The sequence below is a fragment of the Brachymonas sp. J145 genome, assembly GCF_036312245.1.
GTDB classification, from domain to species: domain Bacteria; phylum Pseudomonadota; class Gammaproteobacteria; order Burkholderiales; family Burkholderiaceae_C; genus Brachymonas; species Brachymonas wangyanguii.
Map to the genome: position 1 here is coordinate 1 of NZ_JAZDCI010000015.1, position 16222 is coordinate 16222.

Genomic DNA, 16222 nt, shown 5'->3' on the forward strand with positions numbered 1-16222 from the left:
ATGGCAAAAGAAAAGTTTGAACGGAGCAAGCCGCACGTCAACGTAGGCACCATCGGTCACGTGGACCACGGCAAGACCACCCTGACGGCAGCGATCGCTACCGTGCTGGCCAGGAAGTTCGGCGGCGACGCCCGCGACTACAGCCAGATCGATAACGCGCCCGAAGAAAAGGCCCGCGGCATCACTATCAACACTTCCCACGTCGAGTACGAAACGGCCAACCGCCACTACGCACACGTGGACTGCCCCGGCCACGCGGACTATGTGAAGAACATGATTACCGGTGCGGCCCAGATGGACGGCGCTATCCTGGTCTGTTCCGCTGCTGACGGCCCGATGCCCCAGACGCGCGAGCACATCCTGCTGTCCCGTCAGGTTGGCGTGCCCTACATCATCGTGTTCCTGAACAAGTGCGACATGGTGGACGACGAGGAGCTGCTGGAGCTGGTCGAGATGGAAGTGCGCGAGCTGCTGAGCAAGTACGACTTCCCGGGTGACGACACCCCGATCGTGAAGGGTTCTGCCAAGATGGCGCTGGAAGGCGACACCGGCGACCTGGGCGAAGGCGCCATCATGAAGCTGGCCGAAGCCCTGGATAGCTACATCCCGACGCCCGAGCGCGCCGTGGACGGCACTTTCCTGATGCCGGTGGAAGACGTGTTCTCCATCTCCGGCCGTGGTACCGTGGTGACCGGTCGCGTCGAGCGCGGCATTATCAAGGTCGGCGAGGAAATCGAGATCGTGGGTATCAAGGACACCCAGAAGACGACCTGCACGGGCGTGGAAATGTTCCGCAAGCTGCTGGACCAGGGTCAGGCTGGCGACAACGTCGGTATCCTGCTGCGTGGCACCAAGCGTGAAGACGTCGAGCGCGGCCAGGTGCTGTGCAAGCCGGGCTCCATCAAGCCGCACACCGAGTTCACCGCCGAGGTGTACGTGCTGTCCAAGGACGAAGGTGGCCGTCACACGCCGTTCTTCAACAACTACCGTCCCCAGTTCTACTTCCGTACCACGGACGTGACCGGTTCCATCGAGCTGCCGGCCGACAAGGAAATGGTGATGCCGGGTGACAACGTGTCCATCACCGTGAAGCTGATCGCCCCGATCGCCATGGAAGAAGGCCTGCGTTTCGCCATCCGCGAAGGTGGCCGTACCGTGGGCGCTGGCGTGGTTGCCAAGATCATCGCGTAAGGAGCATTCATACATGTCCAAGCAAAAGATCCGCATCCGCCTGAAGGCTTTCGATTACAAGCTGATCGACCAGTCCGCTGCCGAGATCGTCGATACCGCCAAGCGTACCGGCGCCATCGTCAAGGGTCCGGTGCCGCTGCCGACACGCATGAAGCGTTTCGACATCCTGCGTTCGCCCCACGTGAACAAGAGCAGCCGTGACCAGCTGGAGATCCGCACCCACCAGCGCCTGATGGACATTGTCGACCCGACCGACAAGACCGTTGACGCGCTGATGAAGCTGGACCTGCCGGCAGGCGTGGACGTAGAGATCAAGCTGCAGTAATGCCTTGACTTGCTGGACTGCCCTGCGGGGCAGAACGGCTTGCGGCCGGGGAGCAACATCCCCGGCCGTTTTCATTGCAGGCTATTGCACAATTTTTTGGCGCAGTCTACAATGCAAGGCTTCGTGCACTTTTGCGCGCATGTTTTTTTCGTGCGCAATCCAGGTGTGCGGGGTTTTATTAACAGTCTTTCACGCAACAACGTGGCTGGCCAATTGCAGTCGGTCATGGTGAAAGTTACGGAGAAAACAATGAGTCTGAGCAAACACATGGGTTTGCTGGGCCGCAAGGTGGGCATGATGCGTGTCTTCACCGACGACGGGGAATCCATCCCTGTCACGGTGGTTGACGTGTCTGACAACCGCGTGACCCAGGTCAAGACCGAAGCCAACGACGGCTATGTGGCCCTGCAGGTCACGTATGGCAAGCGCCGCGCCTCGCGCGTCACCAAGCCGCAAGCCGGCCATCTGGCAAAAGCTGGCGTCGAAGCCGGCGAGGTCGTTCGTGAATTCCGCGTGACTGAAGAAACCGCTGGCAAGTACGCCGCCGGTACTGCCCTGCCTGTGACCGAGCTGTTCAGCGTCGGCCAGAAGGTGGACGTGCAGGGTACTTCGATCGGTAAGGGCTACGCTGGTACCATCAAGCGCCACAACTTCAGTTCCCAGCGTGCTTCGCACGGTAACAGCCGTTCGCACCGTGTGCCCGGCTCCATCTCCATGGCACAAGACCCCGGTCGCGTGTTCCCCGGCAAGAAGATGACCGGCCACATGGGCGATGAAACCGTCACCACGCAAAATCTGTCCGTCGTGCGTATCGACGAAGCTCGTCAGCTGCTGCTGATCAAGGGTGCCATTCCTGGTGCCAAGGGTGGCTTCGTGTCCGTGCGTCCGGCCGTGAAGGCTAAAGCAGCCGAAGGAGCCAACTGATGCAAATCGAACTCCTGAATGAACAAGGTCAGTCCGCAGCCGCCGTGGACGTGAACGAGACCGTCTTCGGCCGCGATTACAACGAAACGCTGGTGCACCAGATGGTGGTGGCCTATCAGGCCAATGCCCGCCAGGGTACGCGTCAGCAGAAGAACCGCGAAACCGTCAAGCACTCTACCAAGAAGCCGTTCCGTCAGAAGGGCACTGGTAACGCACGTGCCGGTATGACGTCTTCCCCGATCTGGCGTGGAGGCGGTCGCGCTTTCCCGAATACGCCTGAAGAAAACTTCAGCCAGAAGATCAACAAGAAGATGTACCGCGTGGGCATGTCCGTGATCCTGTCGCAGCTGGTGCGCGACGGTCGCCTGTCCGTGGTGGACAACCTGACGGTTGATACTCCCAAGACCAAGGCCCTGGCTTCCAAGTTCAAGGCCATGAATCTGGACTCCGTGCTGGTGATCACCGAGAACGTCGATGAGAACCTGTACCTGGCTTCCCGCAACCTCGGCCACGTGCTGGTTGTCGAGCCGCGTTATGTCGATCCCCTGTCCCTGGTCTACTACAAGAAAGTCCTGGTGACCAAGGCTGCACTCGACAAGCTGCAGGAGATGTTCGCATGAGCACGCAGAAATTTGACGAAGGCCGTCTGATGGCCGTTCTGGTGGCTCCCGTTGTGTCCGAAAAGGCCACCATGGTTGCCGAAAAATCCAATGTCGTTACCTTCAAGGTGCTGCAGGACGCTAGCAAGCCCGAGATCAAGGCCGCTGTTGAACTGCTGTTCAACGTGGAAGTGACCGGCGTGTCCGTAGTCAACACCAAGGGCAAGGTCAAGCGCTTCGGCCGTAGCATCGGTCGCCGCAACAACGTGCGCAAGGCCTATGTGTCCCTCAAGGAAGGTGCCGAGCTGAACCTGTCTGGGGAGGCTGCTTAATCATGGCTGTTATCCAAATCAAACCGACCTCCTCTGGTCGCCGTCACGCCATCAAGGTGTCCCGTGACCACCTGCACAAGGGTGCCGGTTACGCTCCCCTGCTGGAACCCCAGTTCCAGAAGGCCGGCCGTAACCACAATGGTCACATCACCGTGCGCCACAAGGGCGGCGGTCATCGCCACCACTACCGTGTGGTCGACTTTGTGCGCGCTGACAAGGACGGCATCCCCGCCAAGGTCGAGCGTATCGAATACGATCCGAACCGTACCGCGCACATCGCGCTGGTGTGCTACGCCGACGGCGAGCGCCGCTACCACATCGCTCCGCGCCACCTGGAAGTGGGCGCCAGCATCGTGAGCGGCTCTGAAGCGCCGATCCGCGTGGGCAATACCCTGCCGATCCGCAACATCCCGGTCGGTTCCACCATCCACTGCATCGAGCTGAAGGCAGGCAAGGGCGCGCAGATTGCACGCTCCGCTGGTACTTCCGCTACCCTGCTGGCCCGCGAAGGCGTGTACGCCCAGGTGCGTCTGCGCTCCGGTGAAGTCCGCCGCATCCACATCGAATGCCGCGCCACCATCGGTGAAGTCGCCAACGAAGAGCACAGCCTGCGCCAACTGGGCAAGGCCGGTGCCAAGCGCTGGCTGGGTATCCGCCCGACCGTACGCGGCGTTGCCATGAACCCGATCGACCACCCGCATGGTGGTGGTGAAGGTCGTACCGGTACCGGTATGGCGCCTGTCGATCCGTGGGGCAACCTGACCAAGGGCTACCGTACTCGTAACAACAAGCGCACGCAGTCCATGATTGTGTCGCGTCGCAAGAAATAAGGGGTAGACAATGGCTCGTTCTCTCAAAAAGGGTCCATTCGTAGACCATCACCTGATGGCCAAGGTTGAAAAGGCCGTCGAAACCCATGACAAGAAGCCGGTGAAGACCTGGTCGCGTCGCTCCATGATCCTGCCCGAGTTCATCGGTCTGACGATCGCCGTGCACAACGGCAAGCAGCACGTGCCGGTTTATGTGACTGACCAGATGGTTGGTCACAAGCTGGGTGAATTTGCCCTGACCCGTACCTACAAGGGTCACGCGGCAGACAAGAAAGCGAAGAGATAAGGAAAGACCATGGAAACACGTGCAATTGTTCGTGGCGTCCGTCTGTCGGTCGATAAAGGCCGTCTGGTCGCCGACATGATTCGTGGCAAGAAAGTGGATCAGGCCCTGCAGATCCTGACGTTCACGCAGAAGAAAGCTGCCGTGATCATCAAGAAGGCCCTGGAGTCCGCCATTGCCAACGCCGAGCACAACGACGGTGCCGATATCGACGATCTGAAGGTCAAGACCATCTACGTCGAACAAGGCCCGACGCTCAAGCGCTTCACCGCCCGCGCCAAAGGCCGCGGTAACCGTATCAGCAAGCCCACGTGCCACGTGTACGTGACGGTTGGCAACTGAAAGGTGTAAGCAATGGGACAAAAAATTCATCCTACCGGTTTCCGCCTGGCGGTAAGCCGTAACTGGAACAGCCGTTGGTATGCCAACAACCGTGACTTCGCCGGCATGCTGGCCGAAGACATCAAGGTTCGCGAATACCTGGCCAAGAAACTGAAGAACGCTTCTGTTTCCCGCATCCTGATCGAGCGCCCTGCCAAGAGCGCCCGCATCACGATCTTCTCCGCTCGTCCGGGCGTGGTGATCGGCAAGAAGGGTGAGGACATCGAAAACCTGAAGCGCGAACTGAACACCATGCTGGGTGTTCCGGTGGCCGTGAACATCGAAGAAGTGCGCAAGCCCGAAATCGATGCCAAGCTGATCGCCGACAGCATCACCCAGCAGCTGGAAAAGCGCATCATGTTCCGTCGCGCCATGAAGCGCGCCATGCAGAACGCCATGCGCATGGGTGCCCAGGGCATCAAGATCATGTCTGCCGGTCGTCTGAACGGCATCGAGATCGCCCGTACCGAGTGGTACCGTGAAGGCCGTGTGCCGCTGCACACGCTGCGCGCCGACATCGACTACGGTGTGTCCGAAGCAGAAACCACCTACGGCATCATCGGTGTCAAGGTGTGGGTCTACAAGGGCGACAACCTGGGCCGCAACGATGTGCCCGTGGCAGCCGAACCGCGTGAAGACGAGCGTCGTCCGCGTGGCCGTCGCGATGGCCGCGGCAACGACCGTCCGCGCACCCGCCGCATCGGTGGCAACACCGCTCCGGCTGATGGCAGTGACAAGCCGGCTGAAGCCTCTGGCGCAGCCACCCCCGCCGTTAAGCGCGTCCGTAACGCGCCCGCTGCAGCAGCGGACGGCACCGCAGCCGAATAATCCTGTTCGGCTGACCTAGGAGAAGAATCATGCTGCAACCTGCACGCAGAAAATACCGCAAAGAGCAGAAAGGCCGCAACACCGGTCTGGCTACCCGTGGCAACGAGGTGTCCTTCGGTGATTTCGGTCTGAAGTCGACCGACCGTGGTCGCCTGACTGCCCGTCAAATCGAATCTGCACGTCGTGCGATTTCCCGTCACGTGAAGCGTGGCGGCCGCATCTGGATCCGTGTGTTCCCCGACAAGCCGATTTCCCAGAAGCCCGCAGAAGTGCGTATGGGTAACGGTAAGGGTAACCCGGAGTACTACGTGGCTGAAATCCAGCCCGGCAAGATGCTGTTTGAAATCATGGGCGTTCCCGAGCAACTGGCACGTGAAGCGTTCACGCTGGCCGCTGCCAAGCTGCCGCTGCGCACCACGTTTGCCGAGCGCCGTCTGGGCGCCTGATCAGGAGGATGACTATTATGAAAACGACTGATCTGCGCAACAAGGACATCGCTGGCGTCGAGGCCGAAATCAAGGACCTGCAAAAGGCCCACTTCGGTCTGCGCATGCAAAAGGGCACCCAGCAACTGCAAAACACGGCTGCACTGCGCCAGACGCGCCGTGACATCGCTCGCGCCAAGACTATTCTTGCCGAGAAGAAACAAGCCGCCAAGTAATCAAGGAGTGACAACATGACGGAAGCAAAAACCTCCCTCAAGCGCACCTTGGTTGGCAAGGTGGTAAGCGACAAGCGCAACAAGACCGTGACTGTGATGATCGAGCGTCGCGTGATGCACCCGATCTACGGCAAGATCATGATCAAGACCAGCAAGTACCACGCTCACGACGAGAATGGTGAGTACAAGCTGGGCGACATCATCGAGATTACCGAGAGCCGTCCGCTGTCGAAGACCAAGAACTGGGTGGCAACCCGCCTGGTTCAGAAGGCTGCCGTGGTCTGATCCCACCCATCCTTCCGGCCTGCCCCATCGGGTGCAGGCTGTAACGCCCCACTCCTACCGGATGGGGCGTTTTTTTGTGCCTGTGGCTTACAGGGCCAGCATCAGGTAGTGTGTGCCGGCGTGTGGGTTGTAGTAGTACGGCGGGATCTCGACAAAGCCCAGCTCCTCGTACAGGGCGCGGGCGGCCTCCATCTCGCTGATGGTGTCCAACAGTACGTGCTGGTAGCCGGCCATGCGGGCCGCGTCCAGAATACCTTCAGTCAGCGTACGGCCCAGGCCAAAACCTCGGAACATGGGACGCACGTACAGGCGCTTCATTTCGGCAGCATCGGCGTAGTCGGAATCAGGCAGGGGGCGCATGGCGCAGCAGCCGGCCACGGCGCCATCGACCAGGGCCAGCAGCAAGGCACCACCGGGCGGCGTGTAGTCGCCGGGAAATTCGGCCATTTCGCGTTCGAAATCCTGGAAATCCAGTGGAATATCCAGACTGTCTGCGTATTCCTGGACGATCTGGCGTGCTTGGTCAAGCAGCTGCCCGTCGGTCACGGTCAGCAGGCTGATGGTAGGCGGCGCTTCAGGGAGATCAGGCATGCAATCAGAAGGAAGAAGATGACAGGGTGGCCAGCCACCAGACCAGGCCGATGCACAGGCAGAGCAACACTAGCGCCAGCAGGCGACGAGTCGCAGTGTCCTGGCTGGGAGGCGTGTTGGCGGGCAAGGTCTTGTTGCCGTCCAGCATGGGCCGAATCAGTGGCTTGCGCCGTATCAGGCTCTGGTACAGTACAGCCAGCACGTGCAGGGCGATAAAGACCAGTATCAGGTTTTGCCCCCAGTGATGCACGCGGGTAAACCACTGGCTGCGCTCCTCGGAAACCAGGCTCGCCAAGGGGCCGGCAAAGGCGATATCGTCGGTGCTGAACAGCCCGCTCACGGCCTGGGCCAGCAACAGCAGCAGCATCAGCAGGATCGACCAGGAACCGGATGGAGTGTGGCCTGGGGCGTCTGCTTCGTCGCGATGCACTGAGGCTTGTTGCATCAGGCTGCACGGATGCAGCTGCAAGGCCGCAAAGCGTGACCAGCGACCGCCGACCAGGCCCCAGACAAGCCGGAACAGCAGCAGGCCACAGACCAGCTGGCCGAGGCGGATATGCCAGTCCATCCAGAGACCGCCCAGGCTGGCGGTAATGAACATGCCGGCAACCAGCAGCACCAGCAGCCAGTGAAACAGGCGGGTAGGAAGATCCCAGATCCGGATCGGCGTACGGGAAGAAGGTGGTGTCATCAGGAATCGTGCTGGGGCTTCTGACAGCAAGGCAAGAGATGAATCTTTTACTCTATCACAGGGCTACGGCAGCTGACTTATAGTGGGGGCCTGTCGACAAGCAGCCTATGTGGCTGAAGAGAACAAGGACCATCTGCATGAAACGCCTATTCCACCTTTCTGCTGCTGCCGTGCTGCTGTTGAGTGGCGCTGCGGCATCGGCCCAGCATTTTGCCAAGCCCGAGGAAGCCATTGCCTACCGCCAGAGCGCTTTCAGCCTGATGCAGGCGCATATGACCCCGTTGGGAGCCATGGCTACGGGCAAGGCGAGCTACGATCCTGCTGCGGCCAGGCTGCATGCCGATGTGGTAGCTTACCTGGCGCATCTGCCCTGGGCGGGATTTGTGCCGGGGACAGACAAGGGTGATACGCGTGCCAGGCCGGAGATCTGGACTGACAGCGCACGCTTCCAGCAGGAGGCTGTCGACTTCAGGCAGGCTGCGGCAGGCCTGTCAAAAGCAGCCAGCAGCGGCCAGCTGGATGCACTGAAGCAGGCTTTCAGCACGACCTCACAAAGTTGCAAGTCCTGCCACGACGCCTTCCGTCACAAGCAGTCACGCTGATCAGGAGGCCAGCAGCTTCTCGATCAGGCTGTGCAGTTCTTTCTCGTTGGGCGCGCCGACGTACTGCTTGACGATCTCGCCCTGCTTGTTGAGCAGGAAGGTGGTGGGGGTAATGGTGATATCGCCCCATTCCTTGGCAATGCCGCCAGTGTTGTCCAGTGCCACCTCAAACGGCAGCTTGCGTGACTGTACGAAGTTGTTCACGTATTCGGGCGGATCGTACTGCATGGCCACGGCGACGGTGCGATAGCCCTGCCCCTGGTACTTCTCGAATGTCTGGCTCAGCATCGGCATTTCTGCGACACAGGTGGTGCAGCTGGTAGCCCAGAAATTGACCAGCGTGACATGGCCTTTCCAGTCGGCGGTGGTCTTCTGGCTGCCATCCAGCATCAGGAAGCTGGATTGCGGTGCGGAGTTGTTGTTATTGAGCGAAAAATAGGTGGCAGCCGCCACGCCGACAATGGCGAGGATGGCCATGAGGCGGAATATGAGTTTCATGGTGGGATGGCGCAGGCGCAGATAACGGAAACAGATGGCTAGTGTAGCGTTTGTGCCGATACCCGCCAGCATCATGGGACATGGCAGCCTGCACTGAAACAGATTGTCACCTATACTGTCAGATCGCTATCAGGCTGAGAACACAGTCTGATGACGACTTTCGCCAGGTCCGGTACCCTGGATCTGACACAGCCGTGAACTTTCGACAGGATGGAGCACGCGCGCAAGGCGTGACAGCATGAACCAGATTCTGATCGTTGCCCATGACCCGTTGGCCGAGGCGATGCGCCAGTGCGCCCTGCACGTCTTTCCGGATTGTGGCGAGCGCGTGCTGGCACTGGACGTGCCGCCCCAGGAAGCCCCGGATGTGACGCAGCAGCGCGCCCTGCAGTTGTTGCAGCGTCTACCGGCCGAGGGCGTGCTGATCCTGACCGATGTGTTCGGTGCCACGCCATCGAACGTGGTGCAGCGGCTGTTGCAATCGGTGCCAGCCGATGTGCACGGCATGCAGGTCCGCGCCCTGAGCGGCATGAGCCTGCCGATGCTGCTGCGTGCCACCTGCTATGCGGAACTGCCCCTGGATGAGCTGGTCGAACGTGCCATGGCAGGTGCCCAGCAGGGCATCATGGCGTTTGCCTATACACCGGTCCAGAATCAGCAACGAGATCTCCCCCATGATTCAGCAAGACATCACCATCAGCAATAGACTGGGCTTGCATGCCCGTGCTTCGGCCAAGCTCACCAAGCTGGCCGGTTCCTTTCCCTGCGAAGTCTGGATGACGCGCGGCAGCCGCCGCGTGAACGCCAAGAGCATCATGGGCGTGATGATGCTGGCAGCCGGTATCGGCACCGAGGTCACGCTAGAAACCAGTGGCGAGCAGGAACAGGAAGCGATGGACGCGCTGCTGGCCCTGATCAACGACAAGTTCGGTGAAGGCGAATAAGCCGGGCAGCAGCAGTACGACAGACAGGAGACAGGCAGCATGACGATATCGATCCATGGCATTGGCGTGGGGCGTGGCGTCGGCATTGGCCGTGCCGTGGTGATCGCGTCCAGCCGGGCCGATGTCGGGCACTATTTCATCGATGCCGAACAGGTCGAGGCAGAAATCGCGCGCGTGTACGAGGCGCGTGATGCGCTGGTGCAGGAAATCCAGCTGCTGCTGGCGACCATGAACAAGGACATGCCGGGCGAAGTGGCGGCACTGCTGGAAGTGCACATGCTGCTGCTGCAGGATGATGAACTTTATAGCGGCGTGCGTTACTGGATTGCCGATCGCCTCTACAACGCCGGCTGGGCGCTGTCGACGCAGTTCGAGCGGCTGGCGCGCCAGTTCGAGGAGATGGACGATCCCTACCTGCGCGAGCGCAAGGCGGATCTGGAGCAGGTGATCGAGCGCCTGATCAAGCGCATCCAGGGCGAGGAATCGCCCTTGGCGATGCAGGCACCGGCCAGCAGTGGCAGCGAGTGCCTGGATGCGGCCGATGTGCCGCTGGTGCTGGTGGCGCACGACCTGACACCGTCCGACATGCTGCAATTCCGCCAGAGTGTGTTCAAGGGCTTTGTTACTGATGTCGGTGGCAAGACCTCGCACACGGCGATCGTGGCGCGCAGCATGGGCATTCCGGCGGTGGTGGGCGCGCGTGGCGCCAGCCGGCTGGTGCAGCAGGACGACTGGATCGTCATCGACGGCGATGCCGGCGTGATGCTGGTCAACCCCTCGCCCATCGTGCTGGACGAATACAGTTTCCGCCAGCGCCAGGACGAGCTGGACAAGACGCGCCTGCTGCGCATGCTCAATACGCCATCGGTCACGCTGGATGGCCAGAAGGTCGAGCTGCTGGCGAATATCGAGCTGCCACAGGATACCCAGGCGGCGCTGGCTGCCGGGGCCGTCGGCGTCGGCCTGTTCCGTAGCGAATTCCTGTTCATGGGGCGCAAGCAGCACCATCCGGATGAAGAAGAGCAATACCGCGCCTATTGCCAGGCGCTGGAAGGCATGCAAGGCCTGCCGCTGACGATCCGCACGATTGACGTCGGTGCCGACAAGCCGCTGGACGACAGCGTGCCGGATCTGGCACACCTGAATCCGGCGCTGGGATTGCGTGCCATCCGCTGGAGCCTGGCCGAGCCGGCGATGTTCCTGACCCAGCTGCGCGCCATCCTGCGCGCGGCTGCGCTCGGACGCGTGCACGTGTTGATCCCGATGCTGGCGCATGAAAGCGAGATCCGCCAGACGTTGCAGATGCTGGATATGGCACGCCAGCAGCTGGACGAGAAAGGCATGGTGTACGGCGAGGTGCTGCTGGGCGCCATGATCGAGGTGCCGGCGGCGGCCCTCACCGCGCGCATGTTCCTCGAACATTTCGACTTTCTGTCGATTGGCACCAACGACCTGATCCAGTACACGCTGGCGATTGACCGCGCCGACGAATTGGTCGCGCATCTCTACGATCCGCTGCACCCGGCCGTACTGCAGCTGCTGGCGATGACGATCCAGGCTGCCATCGATGCCGGCAAGCCGGTATCGGTTTGCGGCGAAATGGCGGGTGACACCAGCTTCACGCGCCTGCTGCTGGGACTGGGCCTGCGCAGCTTTTCCATGCACCCGGCGCAGATCCTTGCGGTCAAGCAGGAAATCGTGCGCGCCGATGCCGGCAAGCTCAAGGACTGGGCGCAACAGGTGCTGGCCAGCCGTGATCCGGCCAGCCTGATGCGGTCTTAAGCGCGGGACACCTGCAGCGGGTCGAAGTCTTCCGGCTGCAAACTCGGATCCTGCAGGGCCTTGTCGTCGCGGATCGGTTCGGCCGGCTGCGCCAGCAGCTCGCGCAGGTAGTTCGGCTGCGCCAGCAGCGCCTGGTGCATGGCGCCGTTGTAGAGCTGCAGGTCGCGCAGGCCCAATGCGGCGATGCGCTGATCCACCTCGTCAGCTGTCAGCGTCAGCGGGTCGGTGCTGTCGGAGGCCATGGCCATCGCCCACTGCGTGCCGTACAGCGGCACGTACTGCATGTAGGGGCGCACCACCGGAAACACCTCGCGCAGCGATGCCACGATGCGCGCCAGCGTATCGGGTCGGTGGATCGGCGACTGGATATGCAGCGACAGCACGCCGCCCGGCTGCAGCGCACGACGGCAGCTGGCGTAGAACTCGCTGGTGTAGAGCTGTACCGCCGGACCAAAGGGATCGGTCAGGTCCAGCACGATCTGGTCAAAGCGCTCTTCGCACTGTTCCACGAACTGGCGGCCATCGCCCAGACGGATTTCCAGGCGCGGATCGTCAAAGGCACCGCGGTGGATCTGCGGCAGCCACTCGCGCGCCATGTCGATGACTTCGCTGTCCAGCTCGGCCAGCACCACGCGCTGCATCTCGGGGTACTTGAGCAGCTCCTCGATGGAGCCGCCATCGCCGCCGCCGATCACCAGCGCCGATTTCGGGCTGCCAAGCGATACCGCCGGCAGGTGGATCATCGGTTCGTGGTAGAAGAATTCGTCGCGCTCGGAGGTCATGAAGCAGCCGTCAATGCGCATGGCGCGGCCAAACAGCGGCGTCTCCAGGATCTCGATGTGCTGCATGTCGGAACGCTGCTCGGCCAGCAGTGCACCGGCGCGCAGGTAGAAACCGAATTCGGCCGTCAGCTGTTCCAGCGCAAAGCGGTCAGCGGGGGGCTTCATGCGCGGACCACGCGATGCAGGTGCGGGTCTTCCGGGTCGAAGGCGTTCATCATGGTCTTGAACAGCGCTTCGGCCTTGCTGCTGTTGTCGCAGTCATAGCTGCAGACATAGACGTCCAGTGTCACATAACCATCTTCCGGCCAGGTGTGCAGTGACAGGTGCGATTCCGCCAGCACGACCACGCCGGTCACGCCGCAGCCTTCACCAAAGCTGTGGAACAGGCTGCCTACGGTGGTCAGGCCGGCATCGGCGACCGCCTGCTTGCAGAAGGCCTCCAGATAGTCGGCATCTGTCATCAGGCGAGGATCGCTGTCACAGCCGTAAAGGTCACCAATCAGGTGCAGACCGGCAGCCTTGCGCGGCACGTCCTGTGCGGCACGGCGCTGCTTGGGAAGAATGGAATGGGTTGAAGCTTGCAATGGCATCTCCACAAGGGGGTGGCAACAAGGCCATGAAAAGGATTTCCATGGCGTCTAGCAGCGGGCATCCCTGACGGGATACGGGTGCTGACTGAAGTCCGCTGCTGACGCCGTTTGGGGCATACGCCCGAAGCGCAGCAACGAAAGATGCTCCGGCTGTGGGCCGGAGGGGTAGTGATTATAATCTGAATTATTTAATTTGGCAAGCCGTGTTGGCCTGCCATCGTACATGGCGAAATGGTTCCGCCTTGTACGTGCGTTGCCAGGCTCAGACGCCGGCGGCGTGTGCCTGCTGGTCGGCGTGGTAGCTGGAGCGCACCAGCGCACCCACGGCGGCGTGGCTGAAGCCCATTTCCTTCGCCTTTGCCTCGAACATCTTGAAGGTGTCCGGGTGCACATAGCGGCGCACCGGCAGGTGGCTGGTGCTCGGCGCCAGGTACTGGCCAATCGTCAGCATGTCGATATCGTGGGCACGCATATCCTGCATCACCTCGAGGATTTCCTCGTCGGTCTCGCCCAGGCCGACCATCAGACCGCTCTTGGTCGGGATATGCGGGAACATCGCCTTGAACTTCTTCAGCAGGTTCAGGCTGAACTGGTAGTCGCTGCCCGGGCGCGCCTGCTTGTACAGGCGCGGCACGGTTTCCAGGTTGTGGTTCATCACGTCCGGCGGTGCCGCCTTCAGGATCTCCAGCGCCTTGTCGTCGCGGCCACGGAAGTCGGGTACCAGCACCTCGATCTGGGTGCTGGGTGCCAGCTCGCGCGTGCGGCTGATGCAGTCCACATAGTGCTGCGCGCCGCCGTCGCGCAGGTCATCGCGGTCCACGCTGGTGATGACCACGTACTTGAGCTTGAGCGCGGCAATCGTCTTCGCCAGGTTTTCCGGCTCGTTCACATCCAGTGGATCCGGACGGCCGTGGCCGACATCGCAGAACGGGCAGCGGCGCGTGCACTTGTCGCCCATGATCATGAAGGTGGCGGTGCCGTGGCCAAAACATTCGCCGATGTTGGGGCAGGAAGCCTCCTCGCACACCGTCACCAGCTTGTTCTGGCGCAGGATGTCCTTGATTTCGTAGAAGCGCGTGCTGGGGCTGCCAGCCTTGACACGGATCCAGTCGGGCTTGCGCAGGATCTCGTGCTGTTCCACCTTCACCGGAATGCGCGACAGCTTGGCGGCGGCCTTCTGCTTGGCCAGCGGGTTGTAGGAGGCAACATCCTGGGCTTCACGCACCACGGGGTTGCTGCTGTGGGATTCGGGGGTTTTGGGATTCATGGCAGAAGGCAGACGAAAAACAGGGGGTGAGCAAGTGTAGCCGCAGGGCAGATGCCGTGCTGGCCGGAATCAGGAGCCCAGACGACGCGCAAGCGCATTGCCCAGGCGGTCGGCGGCCTCTTGCCAGCTGGTCTGGATGCCGCAATAGGCGAGGTCAATCGTTTGCAGGCCGCTGTAGCCGCAAGGATTGATGCGCTGGTAGGGCTCCAGGTCCATCGCCACGTTCAGCGCCACGCCGTGGTAGCTGAAATGGCGGCTGACCTTGATGCCCAGCGCGGCGATCTTGCCGAGATTGTGGAACTCCTGCCCCGGCAGGCGCGGCTCGTTGAGCGCCGCGTGGCTGAAAGGATCGTCCAGCCGCACATAGATGCCGGGCGCGCCAGCGACGCGGTGTCCGGTCACGCCGTAATCGGACAGCGTGCGCAGCACCGCTTCCTCGATGCGGTAGACCAGCTCTTTCACGAAGTAGCCGGAGCGCTTCAGGTCCAGCAAGGGATAGGCCACGACCTGACCAGGCCCGTGGTAGGTGACCTGGCCGCCGCGATTGCTTTGCACGACCGGGATATCGCCCGGAATCAGCACATGCTCGGCCTTGCCGGCCAGCCCTTGCGTGAATACCGGCGGGTGCTCGCACAGCCAGATCTGGTCAGGCGTATCGGCATCGCGCGCATCGGTGAAAGCGCGCATCTCGTCATAGGCGGTGGCGTAGTCGAGCACGCCACGCTGCAGGATCTGGATCGCCATTTACAGCACTACCTTGGAGCGCGGATGGCTGGTCAGCGCACGGTACAAGTCGTCCAGCTGCTGCTGGTTGATGGCCTGTACCGTGATCGTGATGCCGATATAGCGGCCGGTGCTGCTGGGGCGCAGCTCGCAGCTGCTCTCGTCATAGCCGGGATCAAACTGGCGTGCAATGGCGTGGATCTCGGCAATGTATTCTTCTGCGTGCTCGCCCATCACCTTGATGGGAAAGGCGCAGGGAAACTCGATCAGGGATTCCCGAGTGGCTTGTTGGGGATTGTCGGTCATGTCAGTTTTTTCCGTTGGTGCGGGCCGCTGCCTGCAGAACGCCGGGACGGCATCCTCATATGCAACATATGGGTGCATTGTGGCGCTTTTGCAAGCCAATGTCGCCCCTCGTCAGTACACCGGATGGGGTCAAGCTACTACAGCAAAACGCTGCAACTGGCGGAAAACAAAGCAGGTGTTTGTCAAAAAATCCGCATCAACTGGTCATATGCCGTGTTGCTGCGTATAATGCGCCGGAGTTCGTGTGTGCCCAACTGTGTGTACGGGTAGCGGATTGTAAAATGAAGCAGTATCCCGTTAACAACGCCACTTACGACGACACGCCAGAGGAAGACGAGATCATTCCCTGGACCGCAGAACAGGCAGAAGCCTGGCGCGCTGCAAACCCATCGCCCTCCTTGTGGCAGATGTGGAAGGTGCAGGCATACGCGGGGCTGGCGGTGGTTGTGGCAAGCGGATTGGTGCAAGCGCTGGCAGGCTGGAGTTCAGCCGTGGTGCTGTCTGCCATCTACGGGGTGCTGGCAGCCCTGCTGCCATCGGCACTGGCCATCGCAGGCATGCTGCGGGGCCGACGCAGGCAGGAACAGGCCGGTTTGCGGCTGGGAGCGGGCTTCGGCTTTGCCTCGGTGCTGGCCTGGGAAGGTGTGAAGGTCATGCTGACCATCGTGCTGCTGGCGCTGGCGCCGCTGCTGATGAGGGAGCACATGAACTGGCTGGCAATGCTGGCAGGATTTGTAGTGACGCTGAAGGCTTACTGGCTCGCGTGGATGCGCACCAGAAGCGTGGCCCACTGAAGAATTTTGTTTT

At 61.4% G+C, this 16222-nt stretch carries 25 protein-coding genes; 17 read left to right on the plus strand and 8 right to left on the minus strand.

All coding sequences use genetic code 11. The annotated features are described in order from the left end of the window. From tuf to rpsQ, 12 genes are all read left to right on the plus strand, one after another. On the plus strand, positions 1-1191 hold the full coding sequence (tuf, locus tag V1261_RS11050) for an elongation factor Tu (RefSeq protein WP_329771776.1): 1191 nt from the start codon (positions 1-3) through the stop codon (positions 1189-1191). A 13-nt stretch (positions 1192-1204) separates the two neighbouring features. Continuing rightward, positions 1205-1516: a 30S ribosomal protein S10 gene (rpsJ, locus tag V1261_RS11055; protein ID WP_044397456.1), complete on the plus strand. Its 312-nt coding sequence runs from the start codon at positions 1205-1207 to the stop codon at positions 1514-1516. A 249-nt stretch (positions 1517-1765) separates the two neighbouring features. After that, positions 1766-2440 carry a 50S ribosomal protein L3 gene (gene rplC, locus V1261_RS11060; protein ID WP_329771836.1) on the plus strand — a complete coding sequence of 225 codons (675 nt, stop codon included), beginning with the start codon at positions 1766-1768 and terminating at the stop codon, positions 2438-2440. Next, positions 2440-3060 carry a 50S ribosomal protein L4 gene (gene rplD / locus V1261_RS11065; protein WP_329771838.1) on the plus strand — a complete coding sequence of 207 codons (621 nt, stop codon included), beginning with the start codon at positions 2440-2442 and terminating at the stop codon, positions 3058-3060. The genes rplC and rplD overlap by 1 nt, the downstream gene beginning before the upstream one ends. Next, positions 3057-3371, plus strand: coding sequence for a 50S ribosomal protein L23 (gene rplW, locus V1261_RS11070; protein ID WP_329771840.1), 315 nt, complete (start codon positions 3057-3059; stop codon positions 3369-3371). Before rplD ends, rplW begins: the two co-directional genes overlap by 4 nt. 2 nt (positions 3372-3373) lie before the next feature. Then, positions 3374-4201 carry a 50S ribosomal protein L2 gene (gene rplB, locus V1261_RS11075; protein ID WP_329771841.1) on the plus strand — a complete coding sequence of 276 codons (828 nt, stop codon included), beginning with the start codon at positions 3374-3376 and terminating at the stop codon, positions 4199-4201. A 10-nt stretch (positions 4202-4211) separates the two neighbouring features. After that, positions 4212-4487, plus strand: a complete 276-nt coding sequence (rpsS, locus tag V1261_RS11080) for a 30S ribosomal protein S19 (RefSeq protein ID WP_329771843.1) — start codon at positions 4212-4214, stop codon at positions 4485-4487. Positions 4488-4496: 9 nt separating this feature from the next. Further along, a complete protein-coding gene (rplV, locus tag V1261_RS11085; RefSeq protein ID WP_018716263.1) occupies positions 4497-4826 on the plus strand; it encodes a 50S ribosomal protein L22 in 330 nt (109 codons plus the stop codon). Between the two features lie 12 nt (positions 4827-4838). Continuing rightward, on the plus strand, positions 4839-5693 hold the full coding sequence (rpsC, locus tag V1261_RS11090; protein WP_329771844.1) for a 30S ribosomal protein S3: 855 nt from the start codon (positions 4839-4841) through the stop codon (positions 5691-5693). A gap of 29 nt (positions 5694-5722) precedes the next feature. Then, positions 5723-6139 (plus strand): 50S ribosomal protein L16, encoded by a 417-nt coding sequence (gene rplP / locus V1261_RS11095; protein ID WP_018716261.1) that lies wholly within the window; start codon positions 5723-5725, stop codon positions 6137-6139. 17 nt (positions 6140-6156) lie between these two features. Further along, positions 6157-6354: a 50S ribosomal protein L29 gene (gene rpmC, locus V1261_RS11100; RefSeq protein WP_018716260.1), complete on the plus strand. Its 198-nt coding sequence runs from the start codon at positions 6157-6159 to the stop codon at positions 6352-6354. 15 nt (positions 6355-6369) lie between these two features. Further along, positions 6370-6639, plus strand: coding sequence for a 30S ribosomal protein S17 (rpsQ, locus tag V1261_RS11105; protein WP_018716259.1), 270 nt, complete (start codon positions 6370-6372; stop codon positions 6637-6639). A gap of 87 nt (positions 6640-6726) precedes the next feature. Here rpsQ and V1261_RS11110 read toward each other — a convergent pair whose 3' ends face one another. Beyond that, positions 6727-7230 carry a GNAT family N-acetyltransferase gene (locus V1261_RS11110; RefSeq protein ID WP_329771845.1) on the minus strand — a complete coding sequence of 168 codons (504 nt, stop codon included), beginning with the start codon at positions 7228-7230 and terminating at the stop codon, positions 6727-6729. A gap of 4 nt (positions 7231-7234) precedes the next feature. Beyond that, positions 7235-7921: a cytochrome b/b6 domain-containing protein gene (locus tag V1261_RS11115; protein WP_329771847.1), complete on the minus strand. Its 687-nt coding sequence runs from the start codon at positions 7919-7921 to the stop codon at positions 7235-7237. A 137-nt stretch (positions 7922-8058) separates the two neighbouring features. Between V1261_RS11115 and V1261_RS11120 the strand changes: the two genes are divergently transcribed. Further along, on the plus strand, positions 8059-8523 hold the full coding sequence (locus V1261_RS11120) for a c-type cytochrome (protein WP_329771848.1): 465 nt from the start codon (positions 8059-8061) through the stop codon (positions 8521-8523). On the opposite strand, the gene V1261_RS11125 is transcribed toward V1261_RS11120, so the two are convergent. Then, positions 8524-9021 carry a TlpA family protein disulfide reductase gene (locus V1261_RS11125; protein ID WP_329771850.1) on the minus strand — a complete coding sequence of 166 codons (498 nt, stop codon included), beginning with the start codon at positions 9019-9021 and terminating at the stop codon, positions 8524-8526. A gap of 238 nt (positions 9022-9259) precedes the next feature. On the opposite strand from V1261_RS11125, the gene V1261_RS11130 reads away from it, so the two are divergent. From V1261_RS11130 to ptsP, 3 genes are read left to right on the plus strand one after another with little or no spacing between them, the layout of a single operon-like run. Next, positions 9260-9727, plus strand: coding sequence for a PTS sugar transporter subunit IIA (locus V1261_RS11130; protein WP_329771851.1), 468 nt, complete (start codon positions 9260-9262; stop codon positions 9725-9727). After that, positions 9696-9965 (plus strand): HPr family phosphocarrier protein, encoded by a 270-nt coding sequence (locus V1261_RS11135; protein WP_026320783.1) that lies wholly within the window; start codon positions 9696-9698, stop codon positions 9963-9965. The genes V1261_RS11130 and V1261_RS11135 overlap by 32 nt, the downstream gene beginning before the upstream one ends. A 39-nt stretch (positions 9966-10004) precedes the next feature. Continuing rightward, positions 10005-11747 (plus strand): phosphoenolpyruvate--protein phosphotransferase, encoded by a 1743-nt coding sequence (gene ptsP, locus V1261_RS11140; RefSeq protein ID WP_329771853.1) that lies wholly within the window; start codon positions 10005-10007, stop codon positions 11745-11747. On the opposite strand, the gene speE is transcribed toward ptsP, so the two are convergent. From speE to V1261_RS11165, 5 genes are all read right to left on the minus strand, one after another. After that, a complete protein-coding gene (gene speE, locus V1261_RS11145; protein WP_329771854.1) occupies positions 11744-12694 on the minus strand; it encodes a polyamine aminopropyltransferase in 951 nt (316 codons plus the stop codon). The two genes, ptsP and speE, sit on opposite strands and share 4 nt — an antisense overlap. Beyond that, positions 12691-13113: an adenosylmethionine decarboxylase gene (speD, locus tag V1261_RS11150; RefSeq protein WP_329771855.1), complete on the minus strand. Its 423-nt coding sequence runs from the start codon at positions 13111-13113 to the stop codon at positions 12691-12693. The genes speE and speD overlap by 4 nt, the downstream gene beginning before the upstream one ends. A gap of 268 nt (positions 13114-13381) precedes the next feature. Continuing rightward, entirely contained in the window at positions 13382-14386 is a 1005-nt protein-coding gene (gene lipA, locus V1261_RS11155; RefSeq protein ID WP_329771856.1) for a lipoyl synthase, read from the minus strand. Between the two features lie 69 nt (positions 14387-14455). Next, positions 14456-15130 (minus strand): lipoyl(octanoyl) transferase LipB, encoded by a 675-nt coding sequence (gene lipB / locus V1261_RS11160; RefSeq protein ID WP_329771857.1) that lies wholly within the window; start codon positions 15128-15130, stop codon positions 14456-14458. Next, a complete protein-coding gene (locus V1261_RS11165) occupies positions 15131-15415 on the minus strand; it encodes a YbeD family protein (protein WP_329771858.1) in 285 nt (94 codons plus the stop codon). A 281-nt stretch (positions 15416-15696) separates the two neighbouring features. On the opposite strand from V1261_RS11165, the gene V1261_RS11170 reads away from it, so the two are divergent. Beyond that, positions 15697-16209 carry an ATP synthase subunit I gene (locus V1261_RS11170; RefSeq protein ID WP_329771859.1) on the plus strand — a complete coding sequence of 171 codons (513 nt, stop codon included), beginning with the start codon at positions 15697-15699 and terminating at the stop codon, positions 16207-16209. Positions 16210-16222 lie beyond the last annotated feature (13 nt).

What these genes read in the sequence shown, in the direction of transcription:
- rplV (WP_018716263.1), top strand. Translation starts at nt 4,497, where the DNA reads ATGGAAACACGTGCAATTGTTCGTGGCGTCCGTCTGTCGGTCGATAAA.
- V1261_RS11170 (WP_329771859.1), top strand. Translation starts at nt 15,697, where the DNA reads ATGAAGCAGTATCCCGTTAACAACGCCACTTACGACGACACGCCAGAG.
- V1261_RS11120 (WP_329771848.1), top strand. Translation starts at nt 8,059, where the DNA reads ATGAAACGCCTATTCCACCTTTCTGCTGCTGCCGTGCTGCTGTTGAGT.
- rplB (WP_329771841.1), top strand. Translation starts at nt 3,374, where the DNA reads ATGGCTGTTATCCAAATCAAACCGACCTCCTCTGGTCGCCGTCACGCC.
- V1261_RS11125 (WP_329771850.1), bottom strand. Translation starts at nt 9,021, where the DNA reads ATGAAACTCATATTCCGCCTCATGGCCATCCTCGCCATTGTCGGCGTG.
- V1261_RS11115 (WP_329771847.1), bottom strand. Translation starts at nt 7,921, where the DNA reads ATGACACCACCTTCTTCCCGTACGCCGATCCGGATCTGGGATCTTCCT.
- rplP (WP_018716261.1), top strand. Translation starts at nt 5,723, where the DNA reads ATGCTGCAACCTGCACGCAGAAAATACCGCAAAGAGCAGAAAGGCCGC.
- V1261_RS11130 (WP_329771851.1), top strand. Translation starts at nt 9,260, where the DNA reads ATGAACCAGATTCTGATCGTTGCCCATGACCCGTTGGCCGAGGCGATG.
- V1261_RS11165 (WP_329771858.1), bottom strand. Translation starts at nt 15,415, where the DNA reads ATGACCGACAATCCCCAACAAGCCACTCGGGAATCCCTGATCGAGTTT.
- speE (WP_329771854.1), bottom strand. Translation starts at nt 12,694, where the DNA reads ATGAAGCCCCCCGCTGACCGCTTTGCGCTGGAACAGCTGACGGCCGAA.
- rplC (WP_329771836.1), top strand. Translation starts at nt 1,766, where the DNA reads ATGAGTCTGAGCAAACACATGGGTTTGCTGGGCCGCAAGGTGGGCATG.
- lipA (WP_329771856.1), bottom strand. Translation starts at nt 14,386, where the DNA reads ATGAATCCCAAAACCCCCGAATCCCACAGCAGCAACCCCGTGGTGCGT.
- rpsC (WP_329771844.1), top strand. Translation starts at nt 4,839, where the DNA reads ATGGGACAAAAAATTCATCCTACCGGTTTCCGCCTGGCGGTAAGCCGT.
- rpsQ (WP_018716259.1), top strand. Translation starts at nt 6,370, where the DNA reads ATGACGGAAGCAAAAACCTCCCTCAAGCGCACCTTGGTTGGCAAGGTG.
- rpmC (WP_018716260.1), top strand. Translation starts at nt 6,157, where the DNA reads ATGAAAACGACTGATCTGCGCAACAAGGACATCGCTGGCGTCGAGGCC.
- rplD (WP_329771838.1), top strand. Translation starts at nt 2,440, where the DNA reads ATGCAAATCGAACTCCTGAATGAACAAGGTCAGTCCGCAGCCGCCGTG.
- ptsP (WP_329771853.1), top strand. Translation starts at nt 10,005, where the DNA reads ATGACGATATCGATCCATGGCATTGGCGTGGGGCGTGGCGTCGGCATT.
- V1261_RS11135 (WP_026320783.1), top strand. Translation starts at nt 9,696, where the DNA reads ATGATTCAGCAAGACATCACCATCAGCAATAGACTGGGCTTGCATGCC.
- lipB (WP_329771857.1), bottom strand. Translation starts at nt 15,130, where the DNA reads ATGGCGATCCAGATCCTGCAGCGTGGCGTGCTCGACTACGCCACCGCC.
- tuf (WP_329771776.1), top strand. Translation starts at nt 1, where the DNA reads ATGGCAAAAGAAAAGTTTGAACGGAGCAAGCCGCACGTCAACGTAGGC.
- V1261_RS11110 (WP_329771845.1), bottom strand. Translation starts at nt 7,230, where the DNA reads ATGCCTGATCTCCCTGAAGCGCCGCCTACCATCAGCCTGCTGACCGTG.
- rpsJ (WP_044397456.1), top strand. Translation starts at nt 1,205, where the DNA reads ATGTCCAAGCAAAAGATCCGCATCCGCCTGAAGGCTTTCGATTACAAG.
- rplW (WP_329771840.1), top strand. Translation starts at nt 3,057, where the DNA reads ATGAGCACGCAGAAATTTGACGAAGGCCGTCTGATGGCCGTTCTGGTG.
- rpsS (WP_329771843.1), top strand. Translation starts at nt 4,212, where the DNA reads ATGGCTCGTTCTCTCAAAAAGGGTCCATTCGTAGACCATCACCTGATG.